The 16,446-nt window shown below is 60.3% G+C and carries 15 protein-coding genes; 9 read left to right on the forward strand and 6 right to left on the reverse strand.

Annotated features, from left to right (window positions below):
• Nucleotides 1-14 precede the first annotated feature (14 nt).
• From DevBK_RS11620 to DevBK_RS11635, 4 genes are all read right to left on the reverse strand, one after another.
• Entirely contained in the window at nucleotides 15-1,388 is a 1,374-nt protein-coding gene (locus DevBK_RS11620; RefSeq protein WP_317185530.1) for a HAMP domain-containing sensor histidine kinase, read from the reverse strand.
• Nucleotides 1,381-2,052: a response regulator transcription factor gene (locus tag DevBK_RS11625; protein ID WP_317185531.1), complete on the reverse strand. Its 672-nt coding sequence runs from the start codon at nucleotides 2,050-2,052 to the stop codon at nucleotides 1,381-1,383. The genes DevBK_RS11620 and DevBK_RS11625 overlap by 8 nt, the downstream gene beginning before the upstream one ends.
• A 71-nt stretch (nucleotides 2,053-2,123) precedes the next feature.
• Entirely contained in the window at nucleotides 2,124-2,894 is a 771-nt protein-coding gene (locus DevBK_RS11630; protein ID WP_317185615.1) for a hypothetical protein, read from the reverse strand.
• A 41-nt stretch (nucleotides 2,895-2,935) separates the two neighbouring features.
• Nucleotides 2,936-3,535: a hypothetical protein gene (locus DevBK_RS11635; RefSeq protein WP_317185532.1), complete on the reverse strand. Its 600-nt coding sequence runs from the start codon at nucleotides 3,533-3,535 to the stop codon at nucleotides 2,936-2,938.
• Nucleotides 3,536-3,672: 137 nt separating this feature from the next.
• Here DevBK_RS11635 and DevBK_RS11640 point away from each other — a divergent pair, with 137 nt between their 5' ends.
• Nucleotides 3,673-4,347, forward strand: a complete 675-nt coding sequence (locus tag DevBK_RS11640) for a phosphatase PAP2 family protein (protein WP_317185533.1) — start codon at nucleotides 3,673-3,675, stop codon at nucleotides 4,345-4,347.
• Nucleotides 4,348-4,629: 282 nt separating this feature from the next.
• On the opposite strand, the gene DevBK_RS11645 is transcribed toward DevBK_RS11640, so the two are convergent.
• A complete protein-coding gene (locus DevBK_RS11645) occupies nucleotides 4,630-5,748 on the reverse strand; it encodes a bestrophin family protein (RefSeq protein ID WP_317185534.1) in 1,119 nt (372 codons plus the stop codon).
• Nucleotides 5,749-5,809: 61 nt separating this feature from the next.
• On the opposite strand from DevBK_RS11645, the gene DevBK_RS11650 reads away from it, so the two are divergent.
• From DevBK_RS11650 to DevBK_RS11660, 3 genes are read left to right on the forward strand one after another with little or no spacing between them, the layout of a single operon-like run.
• Complete coding sequence (locus DevBK_RS11650) at nucleotides 5,810-6,562, forward strand: SDR family oxidoreductase (RefSeq protein WP_317185535.1); 753 nt, start codon at nucleotides 5,810-5,812, stop codon at nucleotides 6,560-6,562.
• Nucleotides 6,563-6,573: 11 nt separating this feature from the next.
• On the forward strand, nucleotides 6,574-7,038 hold the full coding sequence (locus DevBK_RS11655) for a carboxymuconolactone decarboxylase family protein (RefSeq protein WP_317185536.1): 465 nt from the start codon (nucleotides 6,574-6,576) through the stop codon (nucleotides 7,036-7,038).
• Nucleotides 7,022-7,891, forward strand: coding sequence for a sigma-70 family RNA polymerase sigma factor (locus DevBK_RS11660; RefSeq protein ID WP_317185537.1), 870 nt, complete (start codon nucleotides 7,022-7,024; stop codon nucleotides 7,889-7,891). The genes DevBK_RS11655 and DevBK_RS11660 overlap by 17 nt, the downstream gene beginning before the upstream one ends.
• 16 nt (nucleotides 7,892-7,907) lie before the next feature.
• On the opposite strand, the gene DevBK_RS11665 is transcribed toward DevBK_RS11660, so the two are convergent.
• Nucleotides 7,908-8,855, reverse strand: coding sequence for an AraC family transcriptional regulator (locus DevBK_RS11665; RefSeq protein WP_317185538.1), 948 nt, complete (start codon nucleotides 8,853-8,855; stop codon nucleotides 7,908-7,910).
• Nucleotides 8,856-8,933: 78 nt separating this feature from the next.
• On the opposite strand from DevBK_RS11665, the gene DevBK_RS11670 reads away from it, so the two are divergent.
• The 5 genes from DevBK_RS11670 to DevBK_RS11690 all read left to right on the forward strand — a co-directional run bounded on the left by DevBK_RS11670 (nucleotide 8,934) and on the right by DevBK_RS11690 (nucleotide 16,380).
• A complete protein-coding gene (locus tag DevBK_RS11670; RefSeq protein WP_317185539.1) occupies nucleotides 8,934-9,902 on the forward strand; it encodes an oxidoreductase in 969 nt (322 codons plus the stop codon).
• Between the two features lie 67 nt (nucleotides 9,903-9,969).
• Nucleotides 9,970-10,554: a TetR/AcrR family transcriptional regulator gene (locus DevBK_RS11675; protein WP_317185616.1), complete on the forward strand. Its 585-nt coding sequence runs from the start codon at nucleotides 9,970-9,972 to the stop codon at nucleotides 10,552-10,554.
• A gap of 93 nt (nucleotides 10,555-10,647) precedes the next feature.
• Nucleotides 10,648-11,388, forward strand: coding sequence for an SDR family NAD(P)-dependent oxidoreductase (locus DevBK_RS11680; RefSeq protein ID WP_317185540.1), 741 nt, complete (start codon nucleotides 10,648-10,650; stop codon nucleotides 11,386-11,388).
• A 152-nt stretch (nucleotides 11,389-11,540) separates the two neighbouring features.
• Nucleotides 11,541-12,056, forward strand: coding sequence for a GNAT family N-acetyltransferase (locus DevBK_RS11685; protein ID WP_317185541.1), 516 nt, complete (start codon nucleotides 11,541-11,543; stop codon nucleotides 12,054-12,056).
• Between the two features lie 463 nt (nucleotides 12,057-12,519).
• The gene (locus DevBK_RS11690) at nucleotides 12,520-16,380 is read left to right on the forward strand and encodes a hypothetical protein (protein WP_317185542.1); all 3,861 of its coding nucleotides are present in this window, start codon (nucleotides 12,520-12,522) and stop codon (nucleotides 16,378-16,380) included.
• The last annotated feature ends 66 nt before the right edge of the window (nucleotides 16,381-16,446 follow it).

Here is a 16,446-nt window from a genome sequence, read left to right on the forward strand (position 1 = left end):
TGGTGGTGTAGGCTTTAGGACCCGAGCGTCGTCTCGGCTTGAGGGACGAACCGCACGGTGATGCATAGGCCAGGTTTGTTGTCTTCGACTGCGATGCTCGCTCCATGCAGGTCGGCGATAGCCTTGACCAGGCTTAGACCCAGTCCATGGCCGGGCGTGCTGCGGCTTTTATCAAGCCGGTAAAGCCGCTGAAACACCCGCTCGCGCTCGGTCTCTGGAATGCCCGGCCCAGTGTCCGAGACGATGACGCTGAAGACCTGATCCGGCCCCGATGCGGCGGCCAGCGTGATCTGCGTTCCCGGCGGGCAATGGCGGATCGCATTTTCGATCAGATTGGCGAACAACTGGGTGAGCAGGTCGCGGTCGCCGACAATGGTTGGCAAGGGCGTGCCAACGAACACCAGGGTCTGCCCATGTTCCTGCGCCACCTCTTCATAGGCATCGTAGAGCGTTTCAAGCACCGGTTGGATCGACATGGCTTTAAAGCGCGCGCGCCGGGCACCGGACTCGATCTGGGCAATGCGCAGCAAAGCATCGAACGTCGTGTTGATCTGGTGCGACTCTTCTTGTGCCTGCTGCAGCAGGTCAGCGACAGGCTTGCCGGCCTCGTCATCGTCGATGGCGTTCTGCACGATGAAGCTCAGTCGATTGAGCGGCGTCTTGAGATCATGGGCGATATCGACACTGACCTGCCTCATGCCTTCGACGAGTCCCGCGAGTCGGTCGAGCGCCTGGTTGATCTGGGCAGACAGATCATCGAGATCGTCGTGATTGCCGCGCAGCGGAATGCGAGAGGCCAAGTCACCTCGCCCGACCCGATCCATGGTGGCCGCGATACCGTCGATCCGCCGCTGACCACGGATCGCAATGACCAGTCCGACCATGACAATGAGGAGGATGAAGGCGATACCGGCGACGCCCAGGCTATTGCGTACGATGGCCCCGACAGCGTCGTTCTCCTCAAAGCTGGCGCCGACCACCAGCGTATTGTTCGCGACTAGGCCAGAATAGATCTGGTAGCTGTCGTCGGCATCGAGACCCAGCGCCGAACCCGGCACAACAGCCCAGCCAGTGTCGCCGGGGGCCTGGTCGATATTGCCTGCCAGCTTTTGCCCGCCGCCGCTGCGCAGCAGAAAGACCCGTTCTTCGTGCGGATTGGCCGCCGCGTGGCTGCGCACCAGTTCAGTAAGGTCGGTGAGGTCGCTTTCCGCGTAGGACTGGGTGATCACGGCAAAAGTCTGTTCGAGCTGCTGCCGCATGCGATCGTTGAGTTCAGCCTGAGTAAGCAGAAAAGCGGCAAGGCCGGCCAGCAGCAGAAACACCATGAAGGCCAGGCCCAGCGGCGCGATCAGCCGGATCGCCGTACTGCGATAGAGGGCCCTAAGCATGGATGCTATAACCGGTGCTGCGGATGGTGTGCAGCAAGGGCTTGGCGAAGGGCTTGTCGATCTTGGCGCGCAACCGGCTGATATGGGTTTCGACCACGCTGGTCTGGGGATCGAAATGGAAATCCCATACACGTTCGAGGAGCATGGTGCGGGTGAGAACACGGTTTTCGTTCTGCATAAGGTAAGTCAGCAGGGCAAATTCCCGCGGCAGCAAATCGATCGCAATGCCGCCGCGCCGACAGGCGTGGCGGATCAAATCAATCTCTAGGTCGGCGACCTGCAGTTTGGTCTTTTCGGCGGTCGGTGGCGGGCGGCGCGCCAGGGCGTTGAGCCGTGCCAGCAGTTCAGAAAAGGCAAAGGGCTTGACCAAGTAGTCGTCGCCGCCGGCCTCCAAGCCATCCACCCGATCATCGACACCGCCCACTGCGGTCAGGAACAGCACGGGCGTCGTATTGCCCGAGGCACGCAGCGCCTTGACCAGCGACAGTCCGTCGAGACCCGGCAGCATGCGATCGATCACCATGACGTCGAAGCGCTCATTCATGCCGTGCATCAGCGCATCGCGGCCATCGCTGAGCACGTCGGCAACATGCCCCGCCTCGGTGAAACCGCGGCTCACATAGTCAGCGGTGCGGGCATCATCTTCGACGAACAGGATACGCATGGGTCAAGTCTCGGTCACAAGGGGCGCAGCGTCAATGCGGGCGGCGGCCACAGGCCGCCGCCCCGGCTCAGTCAGGCGACCGTGATCCTGCCATCTCGCCTGGGCGCGACCAGGGTCATGTAAGCGACGAGAGCGGCAATGACGGCGAGGAACAGCACGCTGGTGACGATCGTCCCCAGGCCGAGCCCACCATATTCCATCGGCTGCGACAGCAGATCCCCGAAGGAGGCGCCGAGCGGCCGGGTCAGGATATAGGCCAGCCAGAAGGTCAGGATGGCATCGGCCTTGAACACCAGATGGGCGATGGCGATGACGGCGATGATAGCGAGGAAGAGCAACCCTGTCGCCAGATATCCCAGCCCCAGCGTCTCAGCGATATAGTCGCCTACGGCCGTGCCCAGTGCGAAGGTGAACAGAATGGCGAGCCAGTAAAAGATTTCTCGCCGCGTGGTAACGATGGTGTGGATCGACAGGGTCTTTTCGCTGGCGAACCACGCGGCAAAGGTGGCGGCCAGTAAAATGGTGCAGCCGATCGTCGTCGTCAGCAGCGGCACGTTGAAGGTGTCGACGAGGTTGTCGGTGATCAAAGTGCCGACGACGCTGACCAGCACCACGGCCAACCAATAGGTCCAGGGCACGTAGCGCTTGCGACTGAACTGCAGGCCCAAGGCGACCACCAGGACCGCCATCATGACCAGTGTGGTAGTTTGCAGGCCAATGCCCATATTGACCGCCAGGAAATCGGCCGCGGTTTCGCCAACGGTGACGGCCATGAGCTTGATGAGCCAGAAGTCGACGGTAACGCGGGGCACGCGGTTATAGGCTTCGACGCCATTCACCATCGCCGTTTCAGGCACGGCGGCGAGTTTGGTTACGGTTTCCATCACGCACCCATCAACTGGATTGCCTGGGCGAAAAAGTCATCCGCCCGCTTGTCATCATCGGCATTGCAGCGCTCGATCCCCTTGGTCTCGAGTTCGGACACCTTGGCCTTGGTCGCGTCGTTGAGCACCGGGCCCTTGCCCTGTTCCGCGCGGTATTGCGCGAGCATGTCCTCACAGGGCAGCGGCTTGCCCGACACATCGGTCGTGGCGACACCTGCGGCATCGGCGACGCCCGGATTGTCGAGCTGTGCCAGTAGGGTCGTCAGGGTGGCGTCGGCCGTGGCCGCGTCATTGCGAACTGCGTTAAGCGCGGCGTCGGCGGCCTTGTCGATGGCGTCCCATTTGGGCGCGCTCTTGCCGCGCAGATCGCCGGCGGCCCGGTCCCAAGCGGTTTCAAATTCGGTGATTTTGACCTTGGCAGCATTGCCGTCCTTGGCGGCAACCAGGGCCTGGGTGTCGGCAACAATAGCGCGCATGGCGGACAGGTCACCCAGTTCGCTCACGGTCGCCGCGGCGGCACTCGGGAGGACGAAGCTGGCCATGCCGGCGACCGGCAGCGCAAAGAGGCAGGCGGCGAGGGCAAGGTGAGAAAGTTTCATGTCGGGCTCGTTGGTTGGAACATCGATGCCAACGTTTTCCACCCGCGACCTCACGGCCACCTGTCGCGATTTATACATCGCTGTAAGAATTGCTCCCGCCGCGCGACGAGCGGGCCGCGCCGTGGCATAGAATTGGGATGCAGTTCCCCCATCCCACCCCCGCCCGACGCACCATACTGATGTCCTTTGTTGCCCTGGCCGCCTTGCTCGGGCCGTTCAGCTTCGTCGCGGACGAGGTCATTGAGGGCGACACGGTCAACTTCGACCGGGCGGTGACACTGGTGTTCCGCGACAATGGCGACATCATGAACCCATTCGGCCCCGCCTGGCTGGAGGAGGCGGGCCGTGACATCACTTCTCTTGGCAGCTTTTCCATCCTCGGGCTCGTCGTGACCATGGTGCTGATTTCTCTTTTGATCATCCGGCGTCCGCGCGCGGCGGGGTATGTTGGCTTCGCCGTGGTTTCCGGCACCGTGCTTTCAACCGAACTCAAACAGGTATTTGATCGTCCCAGGCCGGAAATGCTCCAGGCCATGCGGGTCTTCACCTCGAGTTTTCCGAGCGGCCACGCCACAGTCTCGGCCGTGGTCTATCTGACCCTGGCGGCGCTGCTGGCCCGGCTGTGTACCAATCGCAAGTTGGCCGTCCTGTGTCTTGCCACAGGCATTTTCCTCACGCTGACCGTGGGCGTTTCACGAGTCTATCTGGGGGTGCATTATCCGACCGACGTGATTGCCGGCTGGTCGCTGGGCGCCGCCTGGGCGCTACTCTGTTGGGTGGCCGCCGAACTGCTAGACTTGCAGTCCCGATAACCTCGGCCGCATTTCGGCCGCGAGCTATACGGATCCATATGCAAACTGAAAGCATCGCCACTGCTAAGCCGAAGATAGCGACGCTGCAAAAGGAAATCGCGGTCTACCGCTAGCTGTCCAAGTCCCTGGCCATCGACGAATAAAATCAAAAGTGCCCTTTGGGGGCTTAATGGTCGCCCGTTGACGTGCGCGGGATGGGGAGTTGATATTCTGCTTACCACGTCGAAAAGAAAAGCTGACATTGAGTTACCCTCATCTGCGCCTTTATGATGGTACCGGCCATTAGGTCGCTATGCCATTGCGTGGCAGCAGCGGCGCCGGCAGGTCAATTTCCCCCATAGCTGCCCGTAGCTCTATCTCGAGCTCACGACAGATCTGAGAGATGGGAACGTCGTTAGCGCCGCCTTCGAAGGGGTTGGAGGTGCTCTCTCCAACTTGATCGAGAGACATGTACATCCAACCCAGGAGCGCACTGAACGGTATAGTCAGCCAGATCGAAATGACACTCCAGATTCCGCCGAGCTTGCTCATCTCGGCAAAGACCGGCACCGCGCCAAATGGCAGCAGCGTGCAGAAGATGGCTACGAACATGGAACTGACGATGGCATATTGGCGTGGATACGGACTGTTCTTAATGCGGTCGCAGCGCGCCTGCTGGTCATGTAAGTCCCGCATCAGCTTGAGCAGTTCGGTATAGACCTGAGGCGCCAGACCCTTGTCGCGAAACAGCGTGTTGATCTGATGCCCCTGCTGGTTGAGCAGTTGCAAGGGCGCGGATAACATACCGCCATCGAGGATATTCGCCGCGTCCTCAGGGCCCAGTAACGCCGCCAGCTCGTCAACGAGAGACGTCGTGTCTTCCATGATATGATAGCGCTTGCGGAACTCCGCATTGGCTTTGCGCCCCATCGACTCCCAGGGCATGGAGCGGCGCAAACTGAAGCGCAATGCCGTCATCCAGGCGATGTGGCGATAGACCAGCGCCTGCTTGGTGGCTTCGTCGGTAAAATCGCAGCAGAAGCGCGACAACATACGGCTGCTGGCGGATATCTGAGCGAAAGCCTGAAGCGCCTCACCACTGCGCGCCAGGACCTGGGAGTTCTTGAAGCCGGCCATCAATGACACCGTCGTGCCGAGAACAACGACAATCGGCCAAGGCACGGAGAAGCCGGCGATCGAGGGGATGTTGTACACCCCGATTGCACAGAGGCTTACTGCGACCATGAAGGCAATGCTGCCGCGCGACCACAGCGCGAATTCGACTGGCCGATACGATTTTCCGACATGCATTGGAGGCCTCAAGATCAGGGTTGATGCATGCAGGACGATATTGTCGGCATCGGTGTGACACGGCCGGCGCAGAATCTTCCGGCCGCCGATGTCACACGGCGTCACCGCCATCTCGTCTTGTTGTCGAAGACGCTGCCACTTGCGGCATGGCGTCAGTCATCAGGATAGAAGCATGAAGATCCTCGTTATTGGCGGCACCGGCCTCATCGGCTCCAAGACCGTTCGCCTTCTTCTCGATCGGGGCCACGAGGTCATCGCCGCCTCACCCAGTTCGGGCGTAAACACCATCACCGGAGAGGGCCTTGCCCAAGCCATGGTCGGCACCGACGTGGTGCTCGACCTGGCCAACTCGCCCTCCTTCGAGGATGCGGCCGTGCTCGACTTCTTCCAGACCGCGGGACGCAATCTGCTCGCCGCAGAAGAGGCGGCTGGTGTTCGCCATCACGTCGCACTCTCGGTCGTGGGCACGCAGGACCTCGGCGCCAGCGGCTATTTCCGGGGCAAGCAGGCGCAGGAAGCCTTGGTTAAGGCCTCGCCCATTCCCTTTACCATCGTCCATTCCACCCAGTTCTTCGAGTTTCTGGGTGGCATTGCCAAATCGGCCGGCGAGGCTGGGACCATCACCCTGTCGACCGCCTTCATCCAGCCCATCGCTTCGCCCGATGTCGCCGCAGTGATGGCCGATATTGCCCTGGCAGCACCGCTCAATGGAACGCTCGAAATCGCCGGTCCCGAAAAGGTCCGCATGTCCGATCTGCTGACCCAGTATCTGCTCGACACTAGCGATAGCCGTGCCGTCATCGGGATACCGGAGGCCCCCTATTTTGGCGCCACTCTCGACGACGACACTCTGCTGCCGCGCGGCACTGCCCGTCTCGGCACCATTGGCTACGCAGACTGGCTCGCCAGCCAGACCGGGCGCTGAGGAGACCGGCGATGAAAGCAAGACTGGACGATCACCTCGCCAAGGCTCCCGCGGCTATCAAGGCCATGATGGCGCTTGAAGCAGCCCTCAAGCAGAGTAGTCTCGAAGCGGGCCTGCTCGAACTGATCAAATTGCGCGCGTCCCAGATTAATGGCTGCGCTTACTGCATCCATATGCACGCGACATCCCTACGCACGTCTGGCGAAAGTGAAATGCGACTTTACCTCCTCAACGCATGGCGCGAGGCGCCCCACTATACGGCCCGTGAAAGAGCGGCGCTGGCCTGGACCGAGACTCTGACGCGGCTCTCAGAAACCTCCGTCAACGAGGCGGAGTATGAGATCCTCGAGGCAGCGTTTACGCCGGAGGAGCAAGTGAACCTGACCCTCGCCATCGGGGCCATCAATGCATGGAACCGCCTGCAGGTTGGCTTTGCCGTGTCTCCTCCCCTCCCAGAAGATGCCCGTGACGCCTGACCTCGCCTCAGAGCTGTTCGAGACGCACCGGCCCCGGTTGGTGCGTCTCGGCTATCGCATGCTTGGCGGTCGGGCCGCGGCCGAGGACATCGTGCAGGATGCCTGGTTGCGCTGGTCCAAGACCGACCAGTCCGCCGTCAACAATGTCGGCGCCTTTCTGGCCCGCATCGTTACAAGGCTCTGCCTCGACGAGATGAAGTCCGCCCGCGCCCGGCGTGAGCTCTATGTCGGCAGTTGGCTGCCAGAGCCGATCATCGAACCAGAAGAGCCTGAACTCGACACCGACGAGCTGACCATGACGCTGATGCTCGCGCTGGAACGCCTGTCCCCGCTCGAACGGGCGGCATTCCTGTTGCACGACGTGTTCGGCCAACCGCTGGACGAGATTGCCACGACGCTTGGCCGCGATGCGCCTGCCGTGCGTCAGCTCGCTTCACGCGCCCGAAAGCATGTGCAGCAGGCCCGCCCACGCTTTCCTGTTGCCCGAGAGGATGGCGATCGTATTGCGCAGGCGTTCTTTGCCGCGGCCCATACGGGCGATGTCACCGCGCTGCGGGCCCTCCTGGCTGACGATGTCGTGCTGCACTCGGACGGCGGCGGCAAGGTTTTCGCATTCCTGCGCCCAATCATCGGCGTGGAGCACGTGCTGCGCATGTATGAGGGGCTCTCTCGCAAGCTTGGCCCCGACTGGACCGAGTTCATTCGTGCGGCATGGATCGATGGACTGCCCGGCTATGTCAGCCGCGAGCGGGGCGCTATCCTGCAGACCACCGCCTTCGCCATCGAGGACGGCAAAATCGTCGCCATCTACATGATGCGCAATCCCGACAAGCTGGCACACATTGAACACTGACCGCTTGTGACGCGTCTCAGGCCCTTTCGAGCGTCGCGCCTGAAGCGTTCTGTCGGTGATCGCTGCGATAGCGGGCAGGCGACGTACCGTAGATCCGGCGGAAGCTGGCGCCGAAGGCGCTGTCTGAGCGATAGCCCAGCGCCGCGCCAATGCTGGAGACCGGCTCGCCGCCGCGCCGCAGCTTGCCCGCGGCCAGCCGCATGCGCCAGCGCGTCAGATAATCCAATGGCGCGACGCCGACGCGCTGCTTGAACCGCGCAGCAAAACTGGACCGCGACTGGCCGGCAAGCCGCGACAGTTCGGTGAGTGTCCAGTTGCGGTGCGGCTCCGCGTGCACTGCCTGCAAGACAGGAGCAATGTGGCGGTCGGTCAGGCCACTCAGCCATCCTTCAGCATCGGCGGCGCGTTGGGCCAGATGGGCGCGCAGCACGTGGATGAAGGCGAGGCGCAACAGGTCATTGCACATCAATTGTGCCCCCGGCGCGCCTGAATCCCACTCGCGATCCAGCTGGTCGAGCAGCCAGCCGATGGGGGCTGCCGCGCCCCCTTTGATGACCAGAATGGGCGGCAGGGCCTCGGACAGCACCACACCATCAACGGTGTCGAGCCTCACGCTACCCCCCAGAACGGCGACATCGCCGCCATCGCCTAACTGAGCCGCCATCCCGGAGTCGGCGAAGACATCATGGGCAGGCAGCATCCGGGCGTCAGGCGTGCTGGCCAGATCGAACGGCGTGTTGGCGACGACGAAGCAATCACCGGCCTCGAGCAGCATCGGTGCCTGATCAGCGGTGAGCAGCCAGCAGGTGCCGCGGCGCACTACGTTGAACTTGATGTTGGCAGGTGCGGCGAAGCGGATGCCCCACTCTCCGCCCGCCTGCAGGCTAATCGAGCACAGTGCCACGGCATTGATGGTGGTGAGGATGCTCGACAGGGCATCGCCGGGCATGGTTTGGACGATCACGATAGTATCTCGGATTTAGCTGACTGGATTATCCATAGAAATAGGCAATATCTGGGGTCATTACCAGTGGAGACACAGATGACCCAGCGTCAACATCCAATCGGCTCACCCTTTTCCGCCGCCAGCACGGCCACTGAAGTGGTTCGGGGCATCGACTTGTCCGGCCAGAGGGCCATTGTCACCGGCGGTCATTCTGGCCTCGGCCTCGAAACCGTGCGCGCCCTGTCCGGGGCCGGCGCATTGGTATTGGTCCCCGCGCGCGACCCGGATCGTGCCAGGGCCGCCCTAGAGGGGATCGCTAACATAGAGGTAGACCAGCTTGACCTGGCCGACGCTGCGTCCATTGCCGCTTTTGGGCAGCGCGTTGTGGCAAGCGGGGTAGCCATCGACATGCTGATCAACAGCGCTGGCATCATGGCGACGCCTCTATCGCGCGACGCCGAAGGTCACGAAAGCCAGTTCGCTACCAACCATCTTGGCCATTTCCGGCTGACCGCCGCGCTGTGGCCCGCTTTGGTCCAGAGCGGCAATTCGCGTGTAGTCAGCGTGTCCTCACGCGGCCACCAGATTGCGGGCGTGGATTTCGACGATATCGACTTTCACACGCGCCCCTATGACAAGTGGGCCGCCTATGGCCAATCCAAGACGGCCAATGCGCTGTTTGCCATGGCGCTGGACGAGCGTGGCAAGGCAAGTGGGGTGCGGGCCTTCTCGCTTCATCCGGGCCAAGTTCTCACTGCGCTGGCTAGGCATCTGTCCGAAGAGGAAATCGCCGGCTTCGACGCGCGGGACGAGCAGGGCGAGCTTCGCGTCGATCCGGCACGCGGCATGAAGACCGTGCCCCAGGCCGCCGCCACATCGGTGTGGGCTGCCACCAGTCCGCTCTTGTCAGGTCTAGGCGGTGTCTATCTCGAAGACTGCGAGATTGCCGCCATCAACAATGCCGAAGCCGGCCGCAATGGCGTCGCGCCGTGGGCCGCCGATCCCGCCTTGGCCGAACGTCTGTGGCAGGTCTCCGAAGACATGACGGGCACGTCGATCAGCTGAAGCCAAGCGCGGAACAAGTCGAAATGCCTTTATTGACTATTCAGTCCAGAATAGCTAATTGATCGATATGGCTAGAAGCAAGGAATTCGATCGGGACGCAGCGTTGGCCGGAGCACTGGAGGTGTTCTGGACCAAAGGCTACGAGGGTGCGTCAACGGACGATCTGCTCAAGGGCATGAAAATCGGCCGTCAGTCGATGTACGACACCTTTGGCGACAAGCAGGCTTTGTTCCTCGAAAGCCTGCGCTGCTACCACAAGCTCGACAACAAGAACTTCTTCGATCACCTGGGGGGCAATCCGTCGCCGCTCGACGTGCTGCACGGTTTTCTTGCTATCTTCACCCGGCGCAGTGCCGAAGAAAACGCCCGCGGCTGTATGGGCATCAATGCCACCACGGCCCTCGGCAGTGCCCAGCCGGAGGTCACCGCGCTGGCCCGTGGCACGGCGACCAGCGTCCAGACCATGCTGGCCGGGCTCGTCCAGGCAGCCAAGGAACGGGGCGACCTCAGCAAGTCGGTCAATGCGACCGCAGCGGCTGGTTTTCTCTATGCCACGCTACAGGGTCTAACGGTTCGAGCACAGGCGGGCGCCAGCCGCGATGAACTGGCCGCCGTTGCCGACTTCGCCATAAAGGCACTCTCCGCCATGTAGCCGCGCCTCGAACCGCGTTCATCCACAAGTTTGCTCAATTCTGGACTACTCAGTCCAGAAATTACATCTCCCTGCCTGACGAAAGGACAAACCATGTCGGCAAATCTTCCTCTGCTCAACAAACGCGCCATTGTAACAGGAGGCTCGCGTGGGATTGGCGCCGCCATTGTCCGCAAGCTGGCCGAGCAAGGCGCCCAGGTGGCATTTACGTATTCGGCCAGTCCTGATGCCGCCCTAACCTTGGTCGAAGAGATCATTCACGGCGGCGGCTTGTCCTTCGCCATCAAGGCCGATAGCGCCGACCCGGCAGGTTTGCAGGCGGCCATTCGCCAGGCAGTCGAGCGCCTCGGCGGATTGGATATTCTGGTCAATAATGCCGGCACGCTGGTTCATGCTCTGATCGACGACTTCACCCAGGCCGACTTCGACCGCACCATGGCAATCAACGTGCGGGCGCCATTCTTCGCCATGCAGGAGGCTGGGCGCCACCTGCAGTCGGGCGGGCGCATCATTAACGTGTCGAGCAATGTCGCGGTGAGCGCGGCGGTGCCAGGCGCCAGCGTCTATGGCCTGTCCAAGTCGGCGCTGACCGCCATGACGCGCGCTCTGGCGCACGAATTTGCCCCAAGGGGCATCACCGTCAACGCCATCCAGCCTGGGCCGACGACCACCGACATGACATCGGGTATGGAAGACTTCATCATCGGGAGGGTACCTGCCGGTCGGTTGGCCAACGCGTCCGAACCCGCGGCGCTGGTTGCTTATCTTGCCGGCCCGGATGCCGGCTTCATAAACGGCGCAGCGGTCACCATCGATGGCGGCATGACGGCCTAACACGCTAGCACTGCCTTGCCGCCATGTTGGCGGCGAGGCACTCGTTTAACGACGGCAGCTTTTGGATGTTGCACCGAAGCTCGCTGATGACCGATATGGGGTCGAAACCAGCAGTGCATCCTTGTAGCGTGATGTCGATTTAGGGGGCCAAAATGCTAGTTCGACAGATAACGGAGGCTGATATCCCTGGCTTCCATGCAGTGCTCGACTCCGTGGCGCGAGAGTCGAATTTCCTTCGCAGCGATGGGGCCCCGCCCATCGAAGCTGTCGCAGCCTTCGTGCGGCAGAACATCGAAAACCAGAATCCGCAATTTGTGGCCGTCGACGAGCAGGGGCAAGTGATTGGCTGGTGCGACATTGTTCGTGCTCGCGGTCGGCACGAGAGCCATGTGGGCGAGCTGGGTATGGGCGTGGTGGCCGACTTCCGTGGCCGGGGAATTGGAAGGCAGCTGCTCGTCGACACTGTCGCTGCTGCCGATGCAAACGGCTTCCTGCGCCTCGAACTCAGCGTCCATTCGGACAATCCGGTGGCGGCCGCGCTTTATCGGGCATTCGGTTTCGTGGACGAAGGGCGAAAGCGACGGGCACGGGTGAAGAACGGTACGCCGGTGGACGTACTGCTTATGGCACGTCTGCTTCCCGACGAACTATGGGAGCCACACCCGTAACGGTGTCCGCTTTGGATGATCATGCAGGACGCAACAAATGGCAACTTTGGGGTCGGAAGCTGCCGATCGGCAATGCGCCCCATTCCGGCCATCCACTCAACCGTCACGCAGTCCCGAAAGCGGACGTTGGAACGTCGGAACGATCTGCAAGTCGGGGGACCCCCTCCCACTTACCTTTACCTTTTTATGCCCTAAGTCCTTCCGGGAAGGCGCGTCCGTAATACAGGGATCGCTGAAATCATAAGGACGGCGTTTTTTCAAAGCTGAAAAGCTGATCTCAAGCGCCTGAACGGACGAGACAAAGACTAGTCTGATGAAGCCGGAGGGCCACAACAACCTGTGGTCATTCGCATTATGGGCGAGACTGGAAGTCGCCGATCGATAAAAATCTGCGCACCTTATCTCTGCGCCGCATGCGCGTTGTGCAGAGGACTACAAGAGGCAGCAGGCCGGCGCAATTTCCATGTTTGCAGTTCACCCCGATCAGGTTGAAAAGCTCAAAAGCGATAGCCTGGTGCTATTATTGGGCAGGCTATTGCATGCAGAGGCGCAGGCCGCGGATCTGCATTTGGGCGGCATCTCCGTGCCACTCCAGATTACCGTCGCCGATGGTGGGGTGGATGGCCTCATAAATTGGACCGGTGGACCAGCAAACACGGAATACCTTCCGGGCAGATATAATGTGTTCCAATGCAAGGCTGGCAGGCTCGCGAAGGCGGGCTGGAAGAAGGAGTGCTGGGTCAAGTCCACGCAAAGAGGGAAGGGGCCACGCGCGCTAACTCCCGGCCTCACCGATATCATCGCAGCAGGTGGCAGCTATATCGGCTTTACGATCGATCCATTGAACGAGCAAAAGCGGAAGAGCTGCATTGCCGGTATCCGAGAGGGGATAACGGAGGCTGGTGGCGATCCAACCAAGTTGGCGGCTATCAAAATATACGGTGCCAATGAGATCGCACAGTGGGCACAGCGCCACCCCGCAGTGGCAATCTGGCTAGCTGAACAGACGCACGGGCACGTGTTCGCCGGCTTTAGAACGCTCGACTGGTGGGGAACACGAGACGACTTTGTTCAGAACCCATATGTGGCGGACAGCAGTGAGCGTTTTTCCAAAGGCGCGAAGAAGAAGGTTGGAGATGATGGTGCGAGCAATCTAATCTCCTCGAGTAAAGTTTGGGCTTCGATCCTCGACCACATCACTCCATCCCGACGTGTGGTACGCGTTGCCGGGGCCTCGGGACTCGGCAAAAGCCGGTTTGTGTATCAGTCACTGCAGACATCAGCCTCGCACCTAGACAAGATCGTAAATGCTTCTGCGATCTACGTGGACTATCGAACGGCGACCACGACCTTGCTCTCTACGGCGAGTGTCCTGGCAGACGCCGGACGCCATGCACTGCTCGTTGTTGATGAGTGCCCGCGCGGCATCGCCGTGGAACTGGGCAAGATAGCCACCGGAACGACGAGCAAATTGCGCGTCATTACTATTGACACTGACATCATGCCCCTCGAGGAGGGCGAGGTTCTGCACTTCACCGTCTATCCGGACAGCAAAGGCGAACTGGCCGAGGAGATTATCAGGCAACGAAGCCCAGAAATCGAAGGTCCAGCGCTTATGCGCTTGAAAGAGATTTGCGGAGGCTTTCCGCGGTTTGCGGTTTTGGCGGCCGGTAATATGGACCGTGGGCCCTCGATATTTGAAACCGCCGGGGATATCGTTACACGCATTCTCGAGGGTGCTTCAATTATCGGGGCCGACGAAACCCGAGCTTTGCAGTGTCTGAGCCTATTTGAAAACGTTGCGATTGAAGGGGACGGCGCGCCGGCGCAGTTGGACGTCGTGGCGCAAAGCCTCGCACGCATGACTGGCGACGAGATGTACGAGCATCTCGCCAAAGCCCGTCAGCAGGAGTTGGTTGGGACTAAACGAGGTCGGTTTAATGCTCAGCCACCCCCCATTGCTCTGGAACTCGCGCGGCGCCGGTTAGAGGTTATCAGACCATCACTATTTCAACGGTTCGTCGACAGTGCCGATCATGAACTGTTGCTTTCGATGTTGTCGCGTTGGCGTGATCTCGACACAGTTCCATTGGTCCGCGACATGGCTTTGCGTTTTCTGCATTCCGGGCGCGGGCTTGAGACGGCCGATGAAATTATGAGTGCCTACGGCTCATCGATCCTCGACGCTTTGGTACACGTCATTCCGGACAAGATCGCGGACAGGCTCGCTGATGTTCTGATCCCGCTGAGCCGGGACCAACTCACAATGGACGCTCCGACGCGGCGGAACTTGGTTGAAGCCCTGTCCAAACTCGCTTTCCGCTCGCACTCTTTTCGTACCGCTGCCCGGCTCCTGATGAAACTTGGTTCGATAGAAACCGAGGAGTGGGGTGACAGCGCATCGGCAACGTTCAAACAGCTTTTCCGGCTCTATCTCAGTGGAACGGAAGTACCACCGCCGATGCGTTTTGCGATCTTGGATGAGGGGTTGGCGAGCGGCGATGCTGATGTGCGCGCCCTTTGCATCGACGTTCTTGCAGAGGTGTTTAGCAGCAGTTTCTCACGAGCTGGTGAGGCCGGGCAAATCGGCTCCGGACCCGCCTTGGAAGACTGGCATCCGCAAAGCTGGGATGAAGTTGACGACTTCTATCGAAACGGCTTGAAACGACTAGTTTCTCTTCGCAGCCAGCTACCGTCAGCGAAAGCGAGATGTGAGGCTATTATGGCCTCCGCAACCCGAATGATGATGGGTTCATCAATCTACCGTGAATGGGCCGATGCTGTTTCCAAGACTGCTGAAGAAAAAGGTACATGGCCAGAAGCTATTGAAGCTGTTGGCGACTGGCTCTTCTTTGACCGCTCCGGCGCCAACCCTGACCATGATCAGTTTGTGCGCGATCTCTATGATAGATTGTTCCCAACCGACCTCATCGAACGTGCGATAGTTTTCACGCAGTTCTGGCAATCCGACATTCGCGATCCAGAGATACGATATGCTGACGATCATACCAGCGACTTTGAATATTCCGCCCGAATGGCTGTGCAGGTGGCAGACCAGATTGCCCAGGATTCACCACTGGCGCTGAAGGCAGTAGACGTGATGGCGTCACTTGATCTCAAGACTGTGCATGCCTTCGCAGCAAGGCTAGGTGAGGTTTGTGTGAACCGATCGGAGCTTTTTGACGCGTCGTTGCTCAAGGCGGAGCAAGATCAAAAGGCAATGCCGATGCTGAGGGGGCTGCTGAGCGGCATCAACGTCGCAGACGAAGACTTGGCGGACCGGTGCTTCAACGAGGCAAATGAAAGGCTTCAGGAAAAGGTACCCAGTATCGACCTTTACACAGCCCTTCCGATGCAGACTGCAAGGCTCCAGAAGGTCATCACAGACATCGAGCGCGGCGTAATTAGGCCTGCCCACGCGGTTGTTCTGTCATATGGTCGAGGACTTGAAGGCATGGAGGCCGACGAGATTGGTCGTCTTATGTCCGCGCTGGCTGGACAAGGATCCGATGGCATATGGGCTGCTCTTGAAATTGCCCTTATGTATCGACACGGCAAGCCCATGGCTCCTGAGCATGCCAGAAATGTCGCAGGCTTATTGGCCCACCCCCAATTGCTTGGCAAAACAAAGGGTAAGGGGCGTGATCGGCACATCCTTGAAACGATGGTCGACGCAGTTCGTGCAGTGATCGGCATTGACACCGAACTCGCAGATGCACTGGCTGGACACATAGTTGGTCTGGCTATGACCGAAAACTACGATGTGTTCAGCGATTTGACCGGAGCGATGAGGCGCATTGTGGTCCTCCTGAGACAGGATATGCCGCAAGTGATATGGGCCCATATCAGTCGCTTTTATGAGAAGGCGACGCCGATCGACCTCAACCGAATGGAACGCCTGATTGCACCCAGCAGTGATCGCTACGGTGGCATGGGTAGATCAGAAGCAGGGCTGCTTTTTGGACTCCCAAACGACATGCTTCTTGCATGGGCGGACCTCGCTGAAGATCGTCCAGGATTCTTGCTGGCGTTCTTTCCCGTCCTCGAAAAAGGTGAGAATCAAGCTGGTTGGCATCCTGCGCTCGACGAAGTTGCACAACGGTATGGCCACTTGGCGACGTTTCGAGCCGCATTGAGCAGACGCCTGCGCCCAAGTTCCTGGTCAGGCTCGATTGTGCCATTGCTCGAGCTGTACTTCGCCCCTCTGAAGACCTGGTTCAACAACCAGAACCCGCAGTTAGCCACTTGGGCGCAGGACGAGTACCATAGTCTTGAACGCCGTATTGTTATGGAGCGCGAGCACGAAAAACGCTTCGACTTGTGAATCGGCGTGCATCGAGATTGGGAGAAGATCACACGTGCCGGTGCGTCGGGTCATGTTATGGCGTTG

The organism is Devosia sp. BK, assembly GCF_032907385.1.
Taxonomy (GTDB): domain Bacteria; phylum Pseudomonadota; class Alphaproteobacteria; order Rhizobiales; family Devosiaceae; genus Devosia.

Coding starts and splice junctions, on each gene's coding strand:
- DevBK_RS11620 (WP_317185530.1), bottom strand. CDS start 1,388: ATGCTTAGGGCCCTCTATCGCAGTACGGCGATCCGGCTGATCGCGCCG.
- DevBK_RS11625 (WP_317185531.1), bottom strand. CDS start 2,052: ATGCGTATCCTGTTCGTCGAAGATGATGCCCGCACCGCTGACTATGTG.
- DevBK_RS11630 (WP_317185615.1), bottom strand. CDS start 2,894: ATGGTGAATGGCGTCGAAGCCTATAACCGCGTGCCCCGCGTTACCGTC.
- DevBK_RS11635 (WP_317185532.1), bottom strand. CDS start 3,535: ATGAAACTTTCTCACCTTGCCCTCGCCGCCTGCCTCTTTGCGCTGCCG.
- DevBK_RS11640 (WP_317185533.1), top strand. CDS start 3,673: ATGCAGTTCCCCCATCCCACCCCCGCCCGACGCACCATACTGATGTCC.
- DevBK_RS11645 (WP_317185534.1), bottom strand. CDS start 5,748: ATGGCGGTGACGCCGTGTGACATCGGCGGCCGGAAGATTCTGCGCCGG.
- DevBK_RS11650 (WP_317185535.1), top strand. CDS start 5,810: ATGAAGATCCTCGTTATTGGCGGCACCGGCCTCATCGGCTCCAAGACC.
- DevBK_RS11655 (WP_317185536.1), top strand. CDS start 6,574: ATGAAAGCAAGACTGGACGATCACCTCGCCAAGGCTCCCGCGGCTATC.
- DevBK_RS11660 (WP_317185537.1), top strand. CDS start 7,022: ATGCCCGTGACGCCTGACCTCGCCTCAGAGCTGTTCGAGACGCACCGG.
- DevBK_RS11670 (WP_317185539.1), top strand. CDS start 8,934: ATGACCCAGCGTCAACATCCAATCGGCTCACCCTTTTCCGCCGCCAGC.
- DevBK_RS11675 (WP_317185616.1), top strand. CDS start 9,970: ATGGCTAGAAGCAAGGAATTCGATCGGGACGCAGCGTTGGCCGGAGCA.
- DevBK_RS11680 (WP_317185540.1), top strand. CDS start 10,648: ATGTCGGCAAATCTTCCTCTGCTCAACAAACGCGCCATTGTAACAGGA.
- DevBK_RS11685 (WP_317185541.1), top strand. CDS start 11,541: ATGCTAGTTCGACAGATAACGGAGGCTGATATCCCTGGCTTCCATGCA.
- DevBK_RS11690 (WP_317185542.1), top strand. CDS start 12,520: ATGTTTGCAGTTCACCCCGATCAGGTTGAAAAGCTCAAAAGCGATAGC.